The sequence below is a fragment of the Mesorhizobium sp. L-8-3 genome (assembly GCF_016756615.1).
Lineage (GTDB): Bacteria > Pseudomonadota > Alphaproteobacteria > Rhizobiales > Rhizobiaceae.
The window spans coordinates 1,406,957-1,424,794 of record NZ_AP023262.1 but is presented as its reverse complement, the minus strand read 5'-3'; the positions used below and the strand labels follow the sequence as shown (position 1 = coordinate 1,424,794).

The window sequence follows — 17,838 nt, the reverse complement described above, 5'->3', positions numbered from 1 at the left end:
GCCTAAGGAGAGCGGGAACGGGATGAGCCTGAGCGGCGCTCTCTCTCGACCGCACCGGCTCGAACCCGTCCCGGCCTTCCTCGGGCTCTCAGGCCGCGGCCTTCATCCCACGCCACCAGGCGCTGGTCGCGGCTGGCATTGGCCAGACGGCGAAGAAGATCGCCGTGGCATGCGAGCGGTGTGCAGACGAGATCGTGGCCGCGCAATTCGTCGAGCGAACGCAGAAGACCATGCTGGTTTGCGAGCCAGCGCTCGTGCTTGGCGATGACGGCGGCCCGGTCGCCGCCCGGCCCGATCCGGAACGGATTACCCCACTTCGATCCGCGGCCGATGTAAGCCGCGCCGGCAGGAACGCCGGCGACGCGGTTATTCAGAACCTTGCACATTCCGCTTCCTCCTGATCCGTTGCGGCGGATCAGCGAGGGACGCGGTCAGGCGGCGTCGGTCACGCCGTCGGCGGGAACGGCTTGCCGTCGACCGGCGCCGCGCCGCGTCCATTCAGGGGAACCGCAACGGATCGGGAGGCCAGAGACGGAAGGCCACGGCAGTGTGGAGTTCTGATCATGCCGGTCCTGCGTCATCGCCGTTCGGCAGGAAGCCGTCCGGATTGTAGGGGTCTGGTGGCAGGTAAGCGTCACAGGGGTTGCCGTCGGCGAGATGGCCGAAGGGCGTGAAGACGTAGTCGCCGCCGTCACGGCCGACGGCAGCGATGACGTAGCGTTTCTCGCCCGTCAATGCGTCGGCGCATTCCATCAGCGCGAGATTGCCGTCGCCGGCGGCGCGCAGCAGCGTGTTGAAGTTGGTGCGAGCGTAGTCGGGGATAGCCACGTTTCTCTCTCCTCAAACGAAATAGCCCGGCGCTCCTGTGGGAAACCGGGCGGGGTTGTGAATCGGGCCGTGGTTCTGGGCGTCACGCCGCCGCGCGGCCCTCGACGACATCGGCGCCAACCTCGTCAGCGGTGACTTCTTCCAGCCTGGCGGAGCTATATCCCGCCTTCGCCAGCCAGAGCTCGGCTGCCCCGCGATCCTGCGCGAGATGCAGCAGTTCGCTGTTGTCGCCGAGTTGCTGGAGGACGCGAACCATCCCGATGGCGGGGCGCTCGACGATCTCGAAGGAGAGATCGCTATCGACGGAATGGGTGCGCATGACGGTGACGAGGATCACCGCGCCCGATGCGAAGTTGCCCTCGTGCAAGGTGAAGCATGGCGGACTCGTGTAGGTCGGGCGCTCGCGTGCCGGTTCCTTGCGCACGAGCCGGCCGACTCCGTTGCGCCGTTCCCAGGCCGCGAGCTTCTTGATGAAGCGAGCGGGCGGTTTCGGGGCGCCGTCAAAATATCTGACCAAGCTGCCGAGCGGCGCATCCAAGACGTTGTAGGCGGACATTGTTTTATCTCCTGAAACGAAAACGGCCCGACGGTTTGCCGGGCCTCGAGGTGGAAGGGGAATGAACGGGGCGGCCGAAGCCGCCCCGCCTGGGTTATTCGGCGGCGATCGTGTGGATCGGCTCGGCGTGGGCATCCGCCGACACCTCGTCGTCATCCGTGAGAAAGGCCGGCAGCACCTCGTCACCGGCATCGCCATCTGTGTCGGCGGCATGTTCCGGCTCGGCATCGAGCAGGCGCAGCGGCTCGGGCAGCCAGCCCGTGTCCGCCAGGAGACGCTCGGCCTCCTTGGCCATGTCACCCTTCTTCAGATGGTCGATGAGCTGGGCGGCGCGCTCACCCGCGCCGTCGCGGACGGCTTCGAGGATGCGGGGCTTGGTGACACGGCCGAGATAGTTTTCGACGGTGGGCCGGAAGCCGGCTTCCACCATGTCGAGGCCGGTGACGCGTGCCAGCCGATCAGCCTCGGCCATGCGCCGGTCGAGGGCCGACTGCGAGATGCCCGTTGCGCTCAACGGGTTCGGACGCTCGTAGAGCGCGTTGACTCCGTAGCTGACGCAATGGGCGAGCAGCGCGAGGCGGCTGGCGTCGTCGAGCGCGTCGAGCCAGTCCCACAGCGCATCCTCATCAGCCGGCAGATCTGCCTTCCAGTCCTCATGCCGCTGGGCGATCGACTTCGCATAGGGGCTCTCGCCGAGATCCTTGCCCTGTTCGCGGAAGAAGACGTGGTTGACTGACACCTGCAGGCTGGCGCCGGAGGTGCCGGTCCGCCGGAAGGTGTCGCGCACCAGCCTGTGCAGCAGGGCGGTAAGGGCGACATGCGGATTGCTGCCAACGACATCGCGCAGCGCGAGCGTCCGGTGCGCAGTCAGTTCGATCACGAGCCGCTCCGGAAGCGGCTTGATGATGTCTTCCTCGTCGTCCTCCTGCGGCTCGGCCGGCTCACCGCCGATGGTGATGACCGCGCGCTGGATATGCGGCGCCTCCGGCTCGTCGCCGTCTTGGCCATCGGCTTCAGCGTCCGGCGCATCGCCGTCGATGGTTGCGGCCGGCTCGTCCTCGGGTCGAACATAGCCGCGATACACGATCAACTCGCCGTCGGAACCGACGGAGATGAAGACGCCGGCGATGGCGATCTCCGCTGGATCGTAGACGGCCGGACGGCGTTCGAAGGCGTCGAGCTCCTTCTCGATCTCGCCCAGCCGCTGGTCGACCTCTTCGGGCAGCTCGTCGGCCTTGGCGTATTCGGCTTCGAGGTGCTCCTGCTCCTGACGCAGTGCCTCGCGCTGCTTACGCTCCTTCTTCGTGAGTTCCGCGAAGGTGCCAGCGAGTGGGCGAAGTCCCTCGTCGTGGCCATAGGGAAGTTCGAGGCTGACGGTGATCCACTTCCAGCCTTCGGCAGCAACCTCGTCGGCGACGGCCTTGAGCTTGTCGTTGACCAACCTGTCGAGGAGGGAAACGTCCTCCAGCCAACCGTCATCGTCCTCGTCGAACAGATAGCGCGGCAGTACCGTGCCGCCGGCCGCGACATAGGCGTCGAGACCGACGAACTGGGCGCGCTTGTCCGAGGCCGGGACCGTCGTCTCGGTGAGGGTCTGGCGAATGCGCCAGGGCTCGCGGAAGTGAGACTGCCTGACTGCATCCCAGACCTGCTCCTGGCGCGCATGGTCGGGATGCGCGGTGAACGCTTCCAGCACCGCCAGCGTCATGCCGTTCGCGGCATAGATGTCGAGCAGCTTAGGCGAGACCGAGGCGAGGCGCAGGCGCTGCTCGACATAGCGCTGCGTGGTGAAATAGGCGTTGGCGACTTCCTCCGTCGTCATGCCACCCTCGACCATGCGCTTGAAGGCGCGGAACTGGTCGACCGGATGCAGCGCGAGGCGATGCACGTTCTCGGCCAGCGAGTCGTCCAGGGCCGAGGTCTTGGCGTCGGCCTTCTTGACGATGCAGGGGATGAGCCCGTCCTCGGGGAAGCGGCCCGCCTTCACGAGCCGGGCGATCGAGCGATAGCGGCGGCCGCCCGCCGGCGTCTCGAAATCGCCGGTCTCGTTGCCGTCCTGGTCGAGGATGGCACGGACATTGAGGCCCTGCACGAGATCCTCGCGGCGCTCGATGTCGAAGGTGAGCTCATCCAGGCCCGCTTCGACGCCGGTCTCGCGCACATTGCTGTCCGACAGGCTGATGCGGTCGAAGGGAATGTCGCGCGCCCGCGAGAAGACGATCATCTGGACGGCAGGCTTCTTCTTGGCGGCTCTTGCCATGGTGGTTACTCCGTGACGGACGCCGAGAGCCACTCTCTCCGCTTCCAACCCGTCGCGGAAATCCCAACCCCTCTCTCACTCTCGGCTGCGCCGGTAGCTCCGGCGCAGCCGTCTGTCGCAACGGTCACAACACGAAAAGCCAGGGCCGCTCCTCGTTGATGCGATATTTGCACCGCAGGGGATCGATGGCATCGCTCTGCCGCTCTGCCTTGCGGCGAAGGCGGTCGAGCTCGGCTTGCGTGGCATCGGTCATGCGGTCAAGGATGCGTCGGTATTCCGCCTCGTCGGCGCCGGTCCATCGGCTCATGTGGCGATGATATCACCGCGACTTCGGGCGTCGACGATGGTCTCTGCCTCCGCGCGATCGCAAGGCCGACACTCGACAAGGGCGAGGTTTTGACGAGTTTCCGCCAAGCAGTATTCCATACGCGTGAGCGCTGCACGCGGGTGCTCACGGTTCATCATGGCGCTCCTCCGGGCCGGCTTGCTCGGATTGACGCCTGGAGCGAGCCGCGGCGTACAGCACGCGCTCGGCCGCGCAAATGCTGCCGGCCTGGCGCGCGGCCTCTGCCCAGACCGAGATCGGGAAATCACCGGTGAAGAGGATGTCGCGCTCGATCCCCATGCCGAAGGGCAGGCTGATCGACGCCATCTCCTCGAGCGAAAAACCGCCAAGCTCGGGTTCGCCGATATCGGCGAGGCCGTAGAGCGTATCGCCGTCTGCATCCAGTTCGGTCGCGAGCCAGATGCCATCGCCGAGCGGATTGAAGAACTTGACCACCGGTACATGATCGACATCGCGCTGGCGACCATTGGCGAGAAGCTGCTCGCGCAGCTCGTCGGTTAAGAGGATCATGCCGCCCTCCTGTCGATGATGGTTTCGTCCTCAATGGCCGGCTGCTCGTCCGATGGGAGGAAGGAGAGAATCCAGTCGGCTGCCTTGCTGGCCTGAGAAGCGGCCCGGAAGATGACGCGGTTATCCTCGCGCATCGTGTCGATCCACGCGCCGATGTAATCGCTATGTCGCACCGTAGGTGTGATTCCAAGCGTCGCGCAGCAGAAGGCGCTCGAAAGCTCGGCGACAATCTCTTCGACAAAATAGCGCTTCGAACCAAAGGAACCGCCCAGGTCTCGGCCGAGACGCGTGTCATGGCCGCTGGCGCGACCGACCTCGTGGAGCACCGTACGGTGCCAGTTGATCGGCTCGAAATAGGCTTGGGGCGGAGGGACCTGAACATAGTTGTTCAGGACATCGAAGTAGGCGCGATCGCCACCAATACGGAAGTCGATGCCGGTCGCTTTGATGAGCGCCTCGACCTTCGGCTCGATTAGGCCGGACGGCGGAGGCGGCGCGGCAGCCTCGATCTCCTCGGACAGGTTTTCGCACTGCGCCGTGTTGAATACGGTGAAGCGCTTTAGGAAGGGGATCGCCTGCGCTTCCTCGCCGGTCTCACGGGCGCGTTTCTTCTCGTCCTCAGGCGTGAAGCGGTCGGCATAGACGACGGTGGTGCCGCGCTCGCCCTTCATGACGTTGCCGCCGAGCGCGAGGGCTTGGCGAAAGGTGAGCCAGCCCTGACTGGGGAAATGATGTTGCGTGACGGCTCCCCAGAGAATGAGGATGTTGATGCCGCTGTAGCTGCGGGAAGTAGCGGCGTTCTTCGGCAGGCCGAGCGGTGCTTTCGCAGCAGACGTGCCCCAGGGCTGGACCCAGGGCACACGGCCTTCCTCCAATTCGGCGATGATCTTGTTGGTGATGTCGTCGTAAAGGCTCGTGCGAGCCGAACCGGCGCGAGCGCTGCGGTCAAGTCTGGCCATCGGGGATTGTCTCCGCGACGGGCGCCGGAAGCCTTTCCTCCGGCCCTCAACCCGTCACGGGAAATCGGGCCGACCTCTCACTCTAAAGGGGGCGTTGCGGGACGCTCCCCGCAGAAGGGGGGGTGTCGGCGACCGCGGCGCCGGCCAGGGGGAAGGCATTCCCCCATAAATCATCCTCCAACCGCCACCACCCACGACAAAGAATTCGGATTCATGCGCTGTCGGTGCTGATGCCCTTCGTGCCCATAGGGTGAAAAACCCCAGACTAAGATGGATTGCTATGCTGGGGAGCCATTACGGCGAGGGCAGAAAATTAAGTGATTTCCGTTTGTTAAGTGGCGCGTCCGAAGAGATTCGAACTCCTGATCCCCAGATTCGCAGTTTGGAACCTGTTCGAGATCCGGACACCGGCCGTGCGATCTCACAGGTGGTTGCCACGGGGCTGTGCATCAAGCCGCGAGGCCTGGTCACAGCGCGGCAGGCAAGGAAGGTCGGTGCCCTGAAGCAGGGATCTGGCGCTTTCGCCGAGATGCGACGCCTGGCGATGCGCTTCAACGGCATCCTTCGCAGCAAGAGATCGGCACCACTGGACGCGTGGATCGACGATGCAATCGACTCCGAACTCGTTCCGATCATGCGGTTCGCCCGTGTTTTGCGCAGAGACATCGATGCCGTCAACAACGCCATTGAGCTGCCCTGGAGCAACGGACAGGCCGAAGGCCAGATTAACCGCCTCAAGATCCTCAAGCGCGCAATGTACGGCAGGGCAGGCCCCGAATTGCTGAGGGCACGAATGCTGCCATCGCGCCACACAAAGTGAGGAAGAACCGTTTCATGTCGTTCGGCGCGCGAATCTTTCAAGGACTTAACAGAGCACCGCAGACTAAAGAAGGTAATTAGTCTGCGGAGCGTCTGCTCCACGTTCGGGAGAGCACCATTTCTAAGTAGAGGACGTTCGTGCTCACCGAGGCCATATTGTTGCGTTTGAGGGTTGGCTCGTAGCCGGGGCGCGAGTTCTCCCGGCGCCATATCGAAACGCCTCCTGCCCGGCCGAAAGCGATGCATCCTCCCGTCTACGGAGTTGCGCCGGTTCGCTACTACGGCACGGCGCGGCCCTCGTGGCCGATCATTTCGGAGCAAGGATACGGTCAGATATATCCACTGCCACCTCGCTGCCGGAACCGGATTTCCTTGAACTCAGATATGTTCTCGTGGAATGTCTGCTCAGTCTAGGATCCGCTCTCCGCTGCCGCCTGTCCGCCGCCTGTAGTCGCCCTTGAGATCCGCAATTTCGGTGATTATTGGCATGTCCTTTGTCCGATACCGGTCTCAAGATCTCCAACTGCACGACAAAGCGTTCGGGCTGGTCCAGCCGGCGATCCTGCCAAGGGCGACACCGCCCTGAGGTGGCGGACGGGTCTGCCGGGCGTGAGCGTCTGCGCCGCTTTGACGATCCCTTGCGCGTCGATACCGAAATGGTGATAGAGGTCGGCAAGCGTGCCGGTCTGCCCAAAATGCTCGACGCCCAGGGAGCGCGTCCGGTGGCCGTGGACGGAACCCAACCAGGCGAGCGTCGCGGGGTGACCGTCGATGACGGTGACGATGCCGCAATGCGAGGGGATATCCGCCATCAGGCGCTCGATATGGCTGCTGGCATAGGCGAGCCCGGCCTCGCGGGCGCGTTGCGCCGCGGTCCAGCCCGCATTGAGGCGGTCGGCCGACGTGATGGCGAGCAGTCCGACGTCGCGCCGGTCCTCGCCCATTAGCCCCACCGCTTCGATCGCCTCCGGCGCCATGACGCCGGTATAGGCCACCACCACCTGCGCATTCGGTCCGGGCTTGCGCATCCAGTAGGCGCCGTTAATGATGTCCTGCCTCAGCGCCGGCGTCATCTCCCGGCGCGGCCGCTCGATGGAGCGGGTGGAAAGCCGCAGATAGACCGAGCCGCCGGTGGCGTCGCGCAGCCATGTCGTTTCATCCGGCTTCTGGTCGCCCGAGCGCTGCATGTATTCGAAGGCCCAGCGCATCATCACGGCGAGCTCGTCCACAAACGCCGGTTCGAAGCTCGCCAGGCCATCCTGCGCCATGCCGATGAGCGGAGTTGCGATCGATTGGTGGGCGCCTCCCTCCGGCGCCAGCGAGATTCCGGACGGCGTGGCTACCAGCATGAAGCGCGCGTCCTGGTAGCAGGCATAGTTGAGCGCATCGAGGCCGCGCTCGATGAAGGGGTCGTAGAGCGTGCCGACCGGTAGCAGGCGCTCACCGAAGACAGAATGCGACAGGCCGAGCGCTGACAACATGATGAACAGGTTCATCTCGGCGATGCCGAGTTCCATGTGCTGGCCATCCGGCGAGAAGGTCCAGTTGTAGGTGGACGGGATCTTCTCCGCCTTGAACAGGTCCGTCATCTGCTCCTTGGCGAACAGGCCGCGGCGGTTGACCCAGGCGCCGAGATTAGTCGAGACCGTGACATCGGGCGAGGTGGTGACGACGCGGCGTGCGAACTGCGTTTCGGACTTGCCGATCTCGTGCATCAGCAGCCCGAAACCCTGCTGGGTGGACATGGACGGCTGCGCGCCGTAGGCGAGCTCTTCGGGCACGTCGACCGCGGGAGCTGCGTAGCGCCGCGTACCCTTTTGGACGAAGGGCGCCGCCTCGAGGAAGGCGCGCAGTTTGGCCTCCGGGATGTCCAGCCCCTCGAAGGGTTGCCATTCCCGCCCCTCGCGGACCTGCATCGCCTCGCACAGCGCCGCCACCTGCAACGGCGTCATCAGGCCAGCGTGGTTGTCCTTGTGGCCGGCGAGCGGCAGGCCGAAGCCCTTGATCGTGTAGGCGATGAAGCAGACCGGGCGGTCGTGTTCGCGCGCCTGCCGGAATGCGTCGAGGATGGAGGGCAGGTCGTGTCCGCCGAGATTTCCCATGAGTTGGGCGAGTTCTGCGTCGCTGCGCTTCTCGATCAGGCGCGAAACCGGCCCCTGGTCGCCGAGATCGTCCATCAGGCGCTTGCGCCATGCGGCCCCGCCCTGGAAGGTGAGCGCGGAATAGAGCTGGTTGGGGCAACTGTCTATCCAGTCGCGCAGGCGTTCTCCGCCCGGCTCCGCGAAGGCAGCCTTCTGCAGGCTGCCGTACTTGAGCACGACGACGTCCCAGCCGAAACTGCGGAAGATGGCGTCGAAGCGCTCCCACAACCCCTCGCGGATCACCGCGTCCAGGCTTTGCCGGTTGTAGTCGACGACCCACCAGGTGTTGCGCAGGCCATGCTTCCAGCCTTCCATCAAGGCTTCGAATATGTTGCCCTCGTCCATTTCGGCATCGCCGATCAGCGCCACCATCTTGCCTTCCGGCAAATCGGCGGCCCACCCCTTGGCATGGACGTAGTCCTGCACGAGCGAGGAAAACAGGGTCTGCGCGACGCCCAGCCCGACCGAGCCGGTCGAGAAGTCGACATCGTCGATGTCCTTCGTGCGCGACGGATAGGACTGGACGCCCTTGTAGCCGCGGAAATTCTTCATCTTGTCCAGCGACTGGTTTCCCAGCAGATACTGGATCGCATGGAAGATCGGGCTGGCGTGCGGTTTGACGGCGACGCGATCCTCGGGCCGCAGGACAGAGAAATAGAGCGCCGTCATGATGGTCGCGAGCGATGCTGTCGAGGCTTGGTGGCCGCCGACCTTCAAGCCGTCCGCGCTGTCGCGCAGATGGTTGGCGTTGTGGATCATCCACGTCGCCAGCCACAGAACCTTCTTTTCCAGTACGGCCAGAATCTCGTCGTCGCTCATCGGAAACCTCCACGCTGAAGCGAGCTTAGGATGTTTCCGCAGGCGAGACCGACCAATTTCGAATTGCATATTGCGGAGAATTGGCCGAAATCACCACGATGCCGCTGACGTGCAGAAGAACGAGCTAAGTGTCGTCATGGATGCCATCGACAAGAAGATCATCAGGGCGCTTCAGGCGGACGGGAAGATGACGGTCGCCGACTTGGCCGATCGAGTCGGCCTGTCGCAATCGCCTTGTGCGCGGCGCGTGCGCAATCTGGAGCGCGACCGCATCATCAAGGGCTACACGGCCGTTGTGGACCAGACCAAGGTCGGCCTGCCGATCAGCGCCTTCGCCTCCATCAAGCTGGAACGCCAGCGCGAGGAGGATCTCGACCGCTTCGCCGAGGCCGTGGCGCGATGGCCGGAAGTCGTCGACTGTTACCTCATGACGGGTCAGCGCGACTATTTAATGCGCATCGTCGCGCGTGATCTCGAAGCCTATGAGCGCTTCCTCAAGCAGAAGCTTACCCGTCTCGACGGCGTCGCTTCTATCGAGACGAGCTTCGCCCTCGGCCAAGTCAAGCGGTCGGAAGTGCTGCCCCTGGAGTGACGGATCGATGTCGTCCGAATAGGGCGGCTGCGACTCTAGGGATCGAGTTGCGATACGGCGAGTAAGGCGGCGCTTCGGACAGAACGCCGAGTTCCTTGGCGCGCTGGTCCAAGGCCGACAGGATGAAACGGACGCGCTCTGCGCCTGCGTTGCGATACAGCGACCCGACAGACGCCAGCCAATCGGCGGTCTCATTGTGATCCGGGTCGGACGATTGCGATTGGCCGCTTTGATCGGCGGATCGATGTGAACGGTCATTGATCGGACTCCAAGAGAAGCACATCCTTCGTGGCATTGAGTTGCATGGCATATCTTGCCGAAAAACATGACGTTCCGATAGCAAGCACGGCCTGGACAGGCGCGACCGCGAATCCGGCAAAACAACCCGTCCCGCGGGGGGCGCGGCGGACCGGATCGCCCGCATGTGGGGCGGCAGAGGCGCGGATTCTGGGCCAGACGGAAAACGCGCGTGAGGCATGGGACACCCCGTGCGCGATCGGCGGCGCGCCGCAGCGACGCCGGCTCGGGGCGCCAAACGAAAATGGCTGGCGTGGCCGCGATCCTGCGCCGGCGCAATTTTGCGTGAAGACCGGCGCCACGGCCTGCTCGCTGGACACCGATTGCGGCGCGCGCCAGCCATTTTGCCGCAGGGTTTCAGTCGGACCGCCTTGACTTTGCCGTGGCGGTCATCTTTCGGCGCGCTATTCTGTCGCGAACTGCGCCGTGCAGGTCTGATCCGACGACAACAACCTGAGCCATCACGAGTGGATGCGATGCGCCTGTCACCCATAGTCGAGTTCGATCCCGGGTTCGCCCGGATGGATTTGCCGGATCTTCGAATCAACTACGATCCGATCGATCCAGATCAGTTCGACCGGCCCATCGTCTCGTTCTGCATCGAAACGAACGAGAACAACGACGAGCTTCCGCTGCACTCCCACAAGAAGGGCCAGCTCCTCGTGGCCTCGCACGGCTCGGTCATGTGCCGGACGCCGGGCGGCCTGTGGATCGTGCCGCCGCAGGGCGCGGTGTGGATTCCCGCCGGCGTCCTGCACAGCAATTGTGTGTCCGACTACGGCAAGGTCTACGTCGTCTTCATCGACCCGAAGGCGAGCATGCTGCCGAGCACCTGCTGCACCTTCACTATCACTTCGCTTGTGCGCGAGCTGATCCATCGGCTGGCGGTGTTTCCGCCGCTTTATCCTCTTGAAGGTCCGACCAGCCGGCTGGGCCGCGTGCTGCTCGACGAGCTGGTGCAGATGTCCACCGAACAGATGTACCTGCCGATCTCCGCCGACAGCCGTCTTCAGCATCTTGCGGCGTCGCTGCTCAACGAGCCGGGCGACCGCAGCACGGTGGAGGAGCTGGCTGCGCGCTACGCGATGAGCGAGCGCACCTTCGCGCGTCTGGTTCTGAAGGAAACCGGGATGACGTTCGGCCGCTGGCGGCAGCGGCTGCATATCCTGGTTGCGCTGAAGCGCCTGTCGGCGGGATCCTCGGTGCAGGCGGTCTCGCTCGACCTCGGCTACGAGACGCCCAGCGCCTTCATCACCATGTTCAAGAAAACCATGGGCAAGAGCCCGCGCCGCTTCCTGGCGGAGCGGTCCAGCTTCCTCAGCCGCGAGCCGCTCGGCTAGTCCAGAGAAAAACGGCCCCGGATCGATCCGGCGCCGCAACTGTCGATGGTCTGGCCTTAGCGGGCGCTGAACGGAGCTAGCGGATACTTCAGCTCCGCTTCGGCGATTCCCTTCGGGGACACCACGCGCGGCTTGCCGTTCTGCGCCTGGAGCAGCGCCACCGCGCAGTTCATGTTCTGGCCGGTCGCGTCGAACTTGATCTTGCCGGACGACATCAGGACCGGATCCATGTCCGTCGTCTTGAGCGCACCGTGGATGGCTGCGGACTCGGACGAGCCGGCCCGCTTGACGGCGTCGCTCGCAATCTGAACGGCTTCGAACGCGCAGGCGGCGTTGCCGTCCAGCCAGTCGTTCGGATAGTCGGCGGCGAACATCTCGAGAATGTTCTGCGCGTCGGGCGCTTTTGGATTGTAGTAGAGCGCCGACACCATCGGACCGTCGGCGTATTTGCCGAGCGCGTCGTAATAGGCCTTGTCGATGACGCCGTTCGAGTTCGCCGAGTAGATCATCTTCGGATCCCATCCCTGCTTTACGCATTCGCGCGTGATCATGATGGCATCGTTGACGCGGGTGATCGGGAACAGCATCTCGGTGCCGGTCGCCTTGGCCTTCGCGACCTCGACCGACAGATCCTTGGCCTTCTCGTCATACGGGATCGATCCGACCAGCTTGATCGGCATCTCGACCTCTTTCCACGCCTGCTCGATGCTCGCGGCGCTGGACTGGCCCATGACGTTGTTCAGGTGCAGAACGGCCGCGGTGGTTGGCGCACCGCCGCTAAGCGTCGGCAGCAGCGCCTTCAGGTCGGTCAGCGACTGACGGATGATGGCCAGCGATGTCGGGTAGTAACGGAAGACCTGGGTGAAGCCCTGCGAGGTCACTTGGGTCGCGCTCGCGATGTGCACGACCATCGGCACCTTTGCCGCTTCGCAAGCCTGAAGCGCCGAAATCGTCGCACCCGAGTCCCACGCGCCGATCAGCACGGTGCAGCCTTGACGGATCAGGTTTTCGGCGGCGATGCGGCCGTTTTCCGGACGGCTCTGCGTATCGGCATGAACAATGTCGATCTCGAGGCCGTACTTCTCGCGCGCGAACTTCGCGCCGAGGTCGATGCCGCGCACGCAGGCCTGGCCGGGGAACGCGAGCACGCCGCTGCTCGGCATGATCGCGCCGATCTTCACCTTGGTGGGCGCCGCCTTCGCAGGCCATGACACGAGACCAGCAGCCGCAAGGCCAACGCCGGTACCGAGAACGGTGCGCCGTGTCAGCCCATTTCCGTTACGTTTAGTCATGTGACTCCCTTTCAATGCGAGCAAACGATTGAGACGGTTTCGTAGGACATTCTTTCATCGAAACGCGGGGTCGGAACTCAAGGCCTCCCAGCCGACCAGCCCGTACCGCGCCTTATGCGCGTTCGCCGTTGCTACCCCCCTTTCGCCCATTTTGGACCAACACCTGTCCCCGTGCGATTTCTGATGATCCAGCGCGCACGCCCCTCACATGCGGCCGCGACGAGCGTCCCTGGCGCACGCCCGTCGCGACTGCACAATCGTTCAGATCACATGCCCATCTCGGACCTGATCATCTTTTCTTCGCTCTCGTCGTAAAGCGTATCGATCAGCGCCTGATACCGCTCATGAAGCTGCTTGCGGCGCTTCTTGCGGGTCGCGGTCATCACGCCGGTGTCGGGCGACAGTTCCTCGGGAAGAATGCGGAAAGCCTTGATCTGCTCGGCTCTCGCAAGCCGCGCATTGGCCTTGGCCACCTCTTCCTCGATCATCCGGATGACGACTTCGGAATTCGCGAGATCGGCATAGGTCGCAACTTTGGAATCGCGCGACTTCGCCCATTCCATTGTTGCAGTCGCGTCCACCTCGATCAGCGCGGTGAGGTGCTTCTTGCCCTCTCCGATGACCGCCGCTTCGGAGATGAACGGACTGTGCCGGATCTCGTTCTCGATCTGCGTCGGACTGACGGACTTGCCGTTCGACGTGTTGATGATCTCCTTCTTGCGATCGACCAACTTGAACAGGCCCGTCGGTCCCACCTCGACGACATCGCCGGTGTAGAGCCAGCCGTCGCGCAGCGCCGACTTTGTTTCCTCAGGCTTGTTCCAGTAGCCGACGAAGAGACCCGGACCGCGGGTGATCATTTCTCCGTCTTCGAGAACGACCGTCTCCCACGCGGGATCGCGCAGCGGAACGCCGACGGTGCCGGCTTCGGGCCACTCGGCCATCTGCACGAGATTGGCGCCGACCAGCTCGGTCTGGCCGTAGCATTCCTTGAGCTGAAGCCCCCACAGCTGCCACAGCGACATCAGCTCCGGCGGCATCGCCGCTGACGAGGTGTAGGCGACCTTCAGTTCGTCCAGGCCGACCTCGGCTAGAAGCGGACGGAAGATCTGCTCGCGGCACACCTCGAACAGTCCCGCGATGAACGGATCGGGCTCGCCGCCGGCCTGACGATTGTCCAGCGCCTTGCGCGCGATCTTCATCGCGAACCGGTAGTCCTGCTTCTGCTTCGCCGATCCCGAATGGACCCTGCTGAGAATGTGCGTGGCATACCGCTGGAAGAAACGCGGCGGAGCCATGAAGTAGGTCGGCTTCACCTCGATCATCGTCTGGGCGAAGGTCGTGCTGGTTTCGCCGAAATACGGCACCATCTTCACGATCAGCGGAAGCGTAGTCGCCTGCGCGCGTGCGACCGTATGCGACATCGGAAGGAACACGACGACGCGGTGCCAGTCCTTCATGCGCGGCGTGAAGGTGGTGACGCAGTGCGCGCCCGCGAGCAGCGACAGGTGGGTGAGCATCGCGCCCTTGGGGAAACCCGTCGTGCCGGACGTGTATCCGATGCTGACCAGATCGCTCGACTTGGCCTTCGCACTATGCTCCTTAAGAAACGCGTCGGTGTCGACCGGCGCGGTCCCGCAGAAGTCCTTGATCGAGACGACGTTTGCCGCCGCGCCCGTGCCCTTCCAGTCCGGATCGAGCACAATGATCTTCTTCAGCTTGTCGGCTTGCCCGGACGCCATGACGATGCCGAGTTGAACCTCGCTGCCGACGAAAATGAAGGTCGATCCCGAATCGGTGAGATAGTACGCGACTTCCTCGGATGACGACGTGAAGTACACGCCGACCATCACGGCGCCTGAGCAGATCGTCGCCATGTCGGCGATCAGCCATTCCTGCGCCACGTCGCCCATGATGGCGACGCGGTCGCCGCGCTCCAGCCCGGCCTTCTGCATCGCCACCGCAAGGCTCACGACGCGGTCCGAATATTCCTTCCAGGTCACGGCAGTCCATTTGCCGTGACGCTTCTGGTGATAAGCGGGCACATCCATGCGCTCGGCTCGCCGAGCGCTTAGGAGTTGCGGAATGGTTACGTCGACGAGCTGCGCTCCCGATGTCAGGGATTCGACGTTCATCTTATTTCTCCGCGAAGCGTTTCCGCTTCTCGGCAAAAGCGGCAACGGCGTCCTTGCGATCCGGCGACAAGAAGGTGATCATTTCCAACGCGCCCGAGACGTCGAGCAGCAAGTGCGCGTACTGCTTGATGATCTTGTTGACACTGTACTTGGTCCAGATGATCGATTCCTTCGGCCCGCTGGCAAGCATCTCGGCGTACTCGATCGCGTGCTCGCGCACGTCGCGGTCCGTCACCACGTCGTTGATCATGCCGATGGACGCGGCCTTCTCGGCGGAGATGAATTCGCCGGTCATTAGGTAGTGCTTCGCGCGCACCGGCCCCATCAGCAGTGGCCACATCACCGCGCCGCCGTCACCGGCGACGACGCCGGCGTTCACATGCGTGTCGGCGAAACGGGCGGTCGGGCTCGCGAAGATCACGTCGCAGAACAGCGCCAGCGTCGCGCCGAGTCCAACGGCCACGCCGTTGACCGCCGCGATGACCGGCACCTCGACCTCGAGCATGTTGCGGACCAGATGGCGTCCGCTGCGGGTCGGCGACGGCAGCGGTCCCTTGTCGAGCGATTTCTGATCTCCGCCCGAGCAGAATCCGCGACCCGCGCCGGTCAGCACGATCGCGTTGACGGCCTTGTCATGATCGAGCTTCACGAAGACATCCTCGAGTTCTTCGTGCATGTCCCAGTTGATCGCGTTCAGGATCTCGGGGCGGTTCATCGTCACGACCGCAACGCCGGTCGGCCGCTTCTCGACGACGAGGTACTTGTAGTTGAGTTCAGGCATCGTGTTTCCGTCCTTCCTCTTTTTCGATCTTTACTTCTGCGGGCGCATGGCGCGAATCTGGTTGAGGATGTCTTCTGTGGGCCGCACAACGTTGTTCTTGTCGTTGAAGTGCGGGATCACGTAGCGGCCGACCATGTCGATGGCTTCCATGATCTTTTCGTGCGGGACCGAATCCATGTGCAGCAGCACTTCGTCGGCGCCGAGCTTTTGGAAACGCTCGATCTGGCGGATCACGGTGTCGGGGCTGCCGCAGACCGTCGTGCCGGACTCGTTGAGCAGATAGTCCCAGTCGTTCGCGGCACGCTCCATCGCCGGCACGCTGTCGGCCATGTACTTGTAGTCGTCGGCGATCTGCGCGAGGCGCGGATATGCGTCGGTGGAGATTTTGGCGTAGTGCATGAGCGGGCCGGCATAGTCCGCCTTGGCCTGCTCGTCGGTCTTGCCGATGCCGATGAAGAGCGGAACGCCGATGCGCGGACGCTCGAGCGGACCCTGCTCATCGCGCTTCCAGTTTTTGCGATAGACGTTGATCATCTTCTCGAGGACGTCGTAGCCCTGATAGATGGTGGCGCTCATCACGGCGAGGCCTTCGGAGCCTGCCCAGGCGTGGCTGCGCTCGCTGGTCGCGGCGATGCCGATCACCGGATGCGGCTTCTGCAGCGGCTTCGGCACGAGCTGGCGCGGCGGGATCTGGTAGTACTTGCCTTCGAACGTGAAAATGTCCTCGCGCATAGACTTGCGCAGCAGCGCCAGACCTTCTTCCATTTGCGCGAGCGTCTCAGCCGGATCGACGTTGAACGCGCGCATCGCGATCGTGGTGTTGGCGCGACCGCCGTAGAACTCCATGCGGCCGTTGGACAGAATGTCCGTGACGGCCAGGCGCTCGGCGGAGCGCAGCGCGTGGTTGATCTTCTGCGGCATCAGCGTCACGGCCGAGCGCAGCTTCACGCGCGAGGTCGCAGCCGCGAGATAGCCGTAGACAACTTCCGGAGCGGAGCTCGAAATACCTCCGAGCGCGACGTGCTGCTCCGAGAGCGCAACGCAGTCGAACCCGACCTTCTCGGCGAGGCGAACCTCGTCCACGAGCTCATGAAGTCGGCGCGAATAGCTGTGACCGACCTGGGTTTCCTGCTCCGACCAAAACCCGAACGTAAGTGCCATCTTCATATCCTCTGAGAGATCAGAAACTGTCACAGCGTTTCACAGGCGCAGCGATATTTTCGTTCGAATGAGGCTGAGCCCCGGATAACTTTCCGAATTTTATGCTGTCGAAAGTGCACCGTTTCCGCCGCCTTTGAGACAGCGCCGCAGACCATGCACGACACGCAGATCCATTGCGTACGCTCGCGCGCACAGGTCCTGTTGGTCGACGCCCATCAAGCGGTGAAATCGTCCGGCTATCCGCCGAACGATCGCGCCAGAAGATCGGTGATCGCCGTCAGACACGCATCGCCGATCGCAACCGTCGATCCGTTCGGATCGCCGATGATGCCGTTCCGCGTGACCGATTTGATTCCGTTCTTCCACATCAGTTCGAGCTGCTGTTCGGTAAGCGCGCCGATGTAACCGCGCTCGAAGCGATCGCGTTGCACGCTGTCGGGCCGCAGCCGCATCATGAGCGAGGTCTCGGCGATGTCGGCGTGCCCGCCGACCGCCGCCGGATCGCCGCCCGCCGCCTTCACCGCTGCGCGCCACGTATCGATCCACGCGATGGAATCGACGAAAGCTTCGATCTCGACGCCATCCGGCACCACAGATTTCAGGCGCGGAAGCATGTCGCGCAGAACTGGGAAGTTGCCGATGTGCCCCGAGAACAGCAGCATGCGCTTGAAGCCGTGCCGCGCAAGGCTGGTGCAATAGTCCAGATAGATCGCCCCGAGCGTTTCGGCGCGAAGCGAGATGGTGCCGGGGAAAGCGAGATGATGGGACGAGTAGCCGACCTTGATGGTCGGCGCGATCAGCGTATCGCCGAGCCGCCGCGCCACGGTCACCGCAAGCGCCTCTGCATGATCGGCATCCATGCACAGCGGCAGATGCGGCCCGTGCTGCTCGACCGCGCCGCACGGGATCAGCACCGTCGAGGCGCCCTTCGCCAGTGCCGCCGCCACGTCCTCGAAGCTCATCAGCTCCAGATGGATGCGATCGGAGGAAGCTGACGTCATC

At 63.7% G+C, this 17,838-nt stretch carries 15 protein-coding genes, 1 tRNA gene and 1 pseudogene; 3 read left to right on the top strand and 14 right to left on the bottom strand.

Annotated elements, in window-relative coordinates; genetic code table 11:
• Window positions 1-2: 2 nt before the first annotated feature.
• The 8 genes from JN302_RS06565 to JN302_RS06530 all read right to left on the bottom strand — a co-directional run bounded on the left by JN302_RS06565 (window position 3) and on the right by JN302_RS06530 (window position 5,867).
• Window positions 3-386 (bottom strand): DUF4326 domain-containing protein, encoded by a 384-nt coding sequence (locus tag JN302_RS06565; protein ID WP_202332367.1) that lies wholly within the window; start codon window positions 384-386, stop codon window positions 3-5.
• Window positions 387-561: 175 nt separating this feature from the next.
• Window positions 562-828 carry a DUF6117 family protein gene (locus tag JN302_RS06560; protein ID WP_202332366.1) on the bottom strand — a complete coding sequence of 89 codons (267 nt, stop codon included), beginning with the start codon at window positions 826-828 and terminating at the stop codon, window positions 562-564.
• 82 nt (window positions 829-910) lie between these two features.
• The gene (locus tag JN302_RS06555; RefSeq protein ID WP_202332365.1) at window positions 911-1,384 is read right to left on the bottom strand and encodes a hypothetical protein; all 474 of its coding nucleotides are present in this window, start codon (window positions 1,382-1,384) and stop codon (window positions 911-913) included.
• 94 nt (window positions 1,385-1,478) lie between these two features.
• A complete protein-coding gene (locus JN302_RS06550; protein WP_202332364.1) occupies window positions 1,479-3,644 on the bottom strand; it encodes a ParB/RepB/Spo0J family partition protein in 2,166 nt (721 codons plus the stop codon).
• A gap of 124 nt (window positions 3,645-3,768) precedes the next feature.
• Window positions 3,769-3,951 carry a hypothetical protein gene (locus JN302_RS39005; protein WP_244846223.1) on the bottom strand — a complete coding sequence of 61 codons (183 nt, stop codon included), beginning with the start codon at window positions 3,949-3,951 and terminating at the stop codon, window positions 3,769-3,771.
• 144 nt (window positions 3,952-4,095) lie between these two features.
• On the bottom strand, window positions 4,096-4,500 hold the full coding sequence (locus JN302_RS06540; protein ID WP_202332363.1) for a DUF2958 domain-containing protein: 405 nt from the start codon (window positions 4,498-4,500) through the stop codon (window positions 4,096-4,098).
• On the bottom strand, window positions 4,497-5,459 hold the full coding sequence (locus JN302_RS06535; RefSeq protein WP_202332362.1) for an ArdC family protein: 963 nt from the start codon (window positions 5,457-5,459) through the stop codon (window positions 4,497-4,499). The genes JN302_RS06540 and JN302_RS06535 overlap by 4 nt, the downstream gene beginning before the upstream one ends.
• 336 nt (window positions 5,460-5,795) lie before the next feature.
• Window positions 5,796-5,867: transfer RNA gene (locus tag JN302_RS06530), tRNA-Arg, on the bottom strand.
• On the opposite strand from JN302_RS06530, the pseudogene JN302_RS06525 reads away from it, so the two are divergent.
• A pseudogene (locus tag JN302_RS06525) lies at window positions 5,842-6,279 on the top strand (transposase); the annotation flags it as partial. The gene JN302_RS06530 and the pseudogene JN302_RS06525 overlap by 26 nt on opposite strands.
• A 478-nt stretch (window positions 6,280-6,757) precedes the next feature.
• Here JN302_RS06525 and JN302_RS06520 read toward each other — a convergent pair.
• Window positions 6,758-9,238 (bottom strand): transketolase, encoded by a 2,481-nt coding sequence (locus JN302_RS06520; protein ID WP_202332361.1) that lies wholly within the window; start codon window positions 9,236-9,238, stop codon window positions 6,758-6,760.
• 136 nt (window positions 9,239-9,374) lie between these two features.
• Here JN302_RS06520 and JN302_RS06515 point away from each other — a divergent pair, with 136 nt between their 5' ends.
• Window positions 9,375-9,830 (top strand): Lrp/AsnC family transcriptional regulator, encoded by a 456-nt coding sequence (locus tag JN302_RS06515; RefSeq protein WP_202334215.1) that lies wholly within the window; start codon window positions 9,375-9,377, stop codon window positions 9,828-9,830.
• A gap of 773 nt (window positions 9,831-10,603) precedes the next feature.
• The gene (locus JN302_RS06510; protein ID WP_244846222.1) at window positions 10,604-11,467 is read left to right on the top strand and encodes an AraC family transcriptional regulator; all 864 of its coding nucleotides are present in this window, start codon (window positions 10,604-10,606) and stop codon (window positions 11,465-11,467) included.
• Between the two features lie 56 nt (window positions 11,468-11,523).
• On the opposite strand, the gene JN302_RS06505 is transcribed toward JN302_RS06510, so the two are convergent.
• The 5 genes from JN302_RS06505 to JN302_RS06485 form a co-directional block, all read right to left on the bottom strand.
• Window positions 11,524-12,648 carry an ABC transporter substrate-binding protein gene (locus JN302_RS06505; RefSeq protein ID WP_244846221.1) on the bottom strand — a complete coding sequence of 375 codons (1,125 nt, stop codon included), beginning with the start codon at window positions 12,646-12,648 and terminating at the stop codon, window positions 11,524-11,526.
• Window positions 12,649-13,025: 377 nt separating this feature from the next.
• Window positions 13,026-14,894 (bottom strand): AMP-dependent synthetase/ligase, encoded by a 1,869-nt coding sequence (locus JN302_RS06500; RefSeq protein ID WP_202332359.1) that lies wholly within the window; start codon window positions 14,892-14,894, stop codon window positions 13,026-13,028.
• Between the two features lies 1 nt (window position 14,895).
• The gene (locus tag JN302_RS06495) at window positions 14,896-15,675 is read right to left on the bottom strand and encodes an enoyl-CoA hydratase/isomerase family protein (RefSeq protein WP_202332358.1); all 780 of its coding nucleotides are present in this window, start codon (window positions 15,673-15,675) and stop codon (window positions 14,896-14,898) included.
• 30 nt (window positions 15,676-15,705) lie between these two features.
• Window positions 15,706-16,836, bottom strand: coding sequence for an LLM class flavin-dependent oxidoreductase (locus JN302_RS06490; RefSeq protein WP_202332357.1), 1,131 nt, complete (start codon window positions 16,834-16,836; stop codon window positions 15,706-15,708).
• Between the two features lie 236 nt (window positions 16,837-17,072).
• On the bottom strand, window positions 17,073-17,837 hold the full coding sequence (locus JN302_RS06485; protein ID WP_202332356.1) for a creatininase family protein: 765 nt from the start codon (window positions 17,835-17,837) through the stop codon (window positions 17,073-17,075).
• Between the last annotated feature and the right edge of the window lies 1 nt (window position 17,838).

Coding starts and splice junctions, on each gene's coding strand:
- JN302_RS06565 (WP_202332367.1), bottom strand. CDS start 386: ATGTGCAAGGTTCTGAATAACCGCGTCGCCGGCGTTCCTGCCGGCGCG.
- JN302_RS06555 (WP_202332365.1), bottom strand. CDS start 1,384: ATGTCCGCCTACAACGTCTTGGATGCGCCGCTCGGCAGCTTGGTCAGA.
- JN302_RS06550 (WP_202332364.1), bottom strand. CDS start 3,644: ATGGCAAGAGCCGCCAAGAAGAAGCCTGCCGTCCAGATGATCGTCTTC.
- JN302_RS39005 (WP_244846223.1), bottom strand. CDS start 3,951: ATGAGCCGATGGACCGGCGCCGACGAGGCGGAATACCGACGCATCCTT.
- JN302_RS06540 (WP_202332363.1), bottom strand. CDS start 4,500: ATGATCCTCTTAACCGACGAGCTGCGCGAGCAGCTTCTCGCCAATGGT.
- JN302_RS06535 (WP_202332362.1), bottom strand. CDS start 5,459: ATGGCCAGACTTGACCGCAGCGCTCGCGCCGGTTCGGCTCGCACGAGC.
- JN302_RS06520 (WP_202332361.1), bottom strand. CDS start 9,238: ATGAGCGACGACGAGATTCTGGCCGTACTGGAAAAGAAGGTTCTGTGG.
- JN302_RS06515 (WP_202334215.1), top strand. CDS start 9,375: ATGGATGCCATCGACAAGAAGATCATCAGGGCGCTTCAGGCGGACGGG.
- JN302_RS06510 (WP_244846222.1), top strand. CDS start 10,604: ATGCGCCTGTCACCCATAGTCGAGTTCGATCCCGGGTTCGCCCGGATG.
- JN302_RS06500 (WP_202332359.1), bottom strand. CDS start 14,894: ATGAACGTCGAATCCCTGACATCGGGAGCGCAGCTCGTCGACGTAACC.
- JN302_RS06495 (WP_202332358.1), bottom strand. CDS start 15,675: ATGCCTGAACTCAACTACAAGTACCTCGTCGTCGAGAAGCGGCCGACC.
- JN302_RS06490 (WP_202332357.1), bottom strand. CDS start 16,836: ATGGCACTTACGTTCGGGTTTTGGTCGGAGCAGGAAACCCAGGTCGGT.
- JN302_RS06485 (WP_202332356.1), bottom strand. CDS start 17,837: ATGACGTCAGCTTCCTCCGATCGCATCCATCTGGAGCTGATGAGCTTC.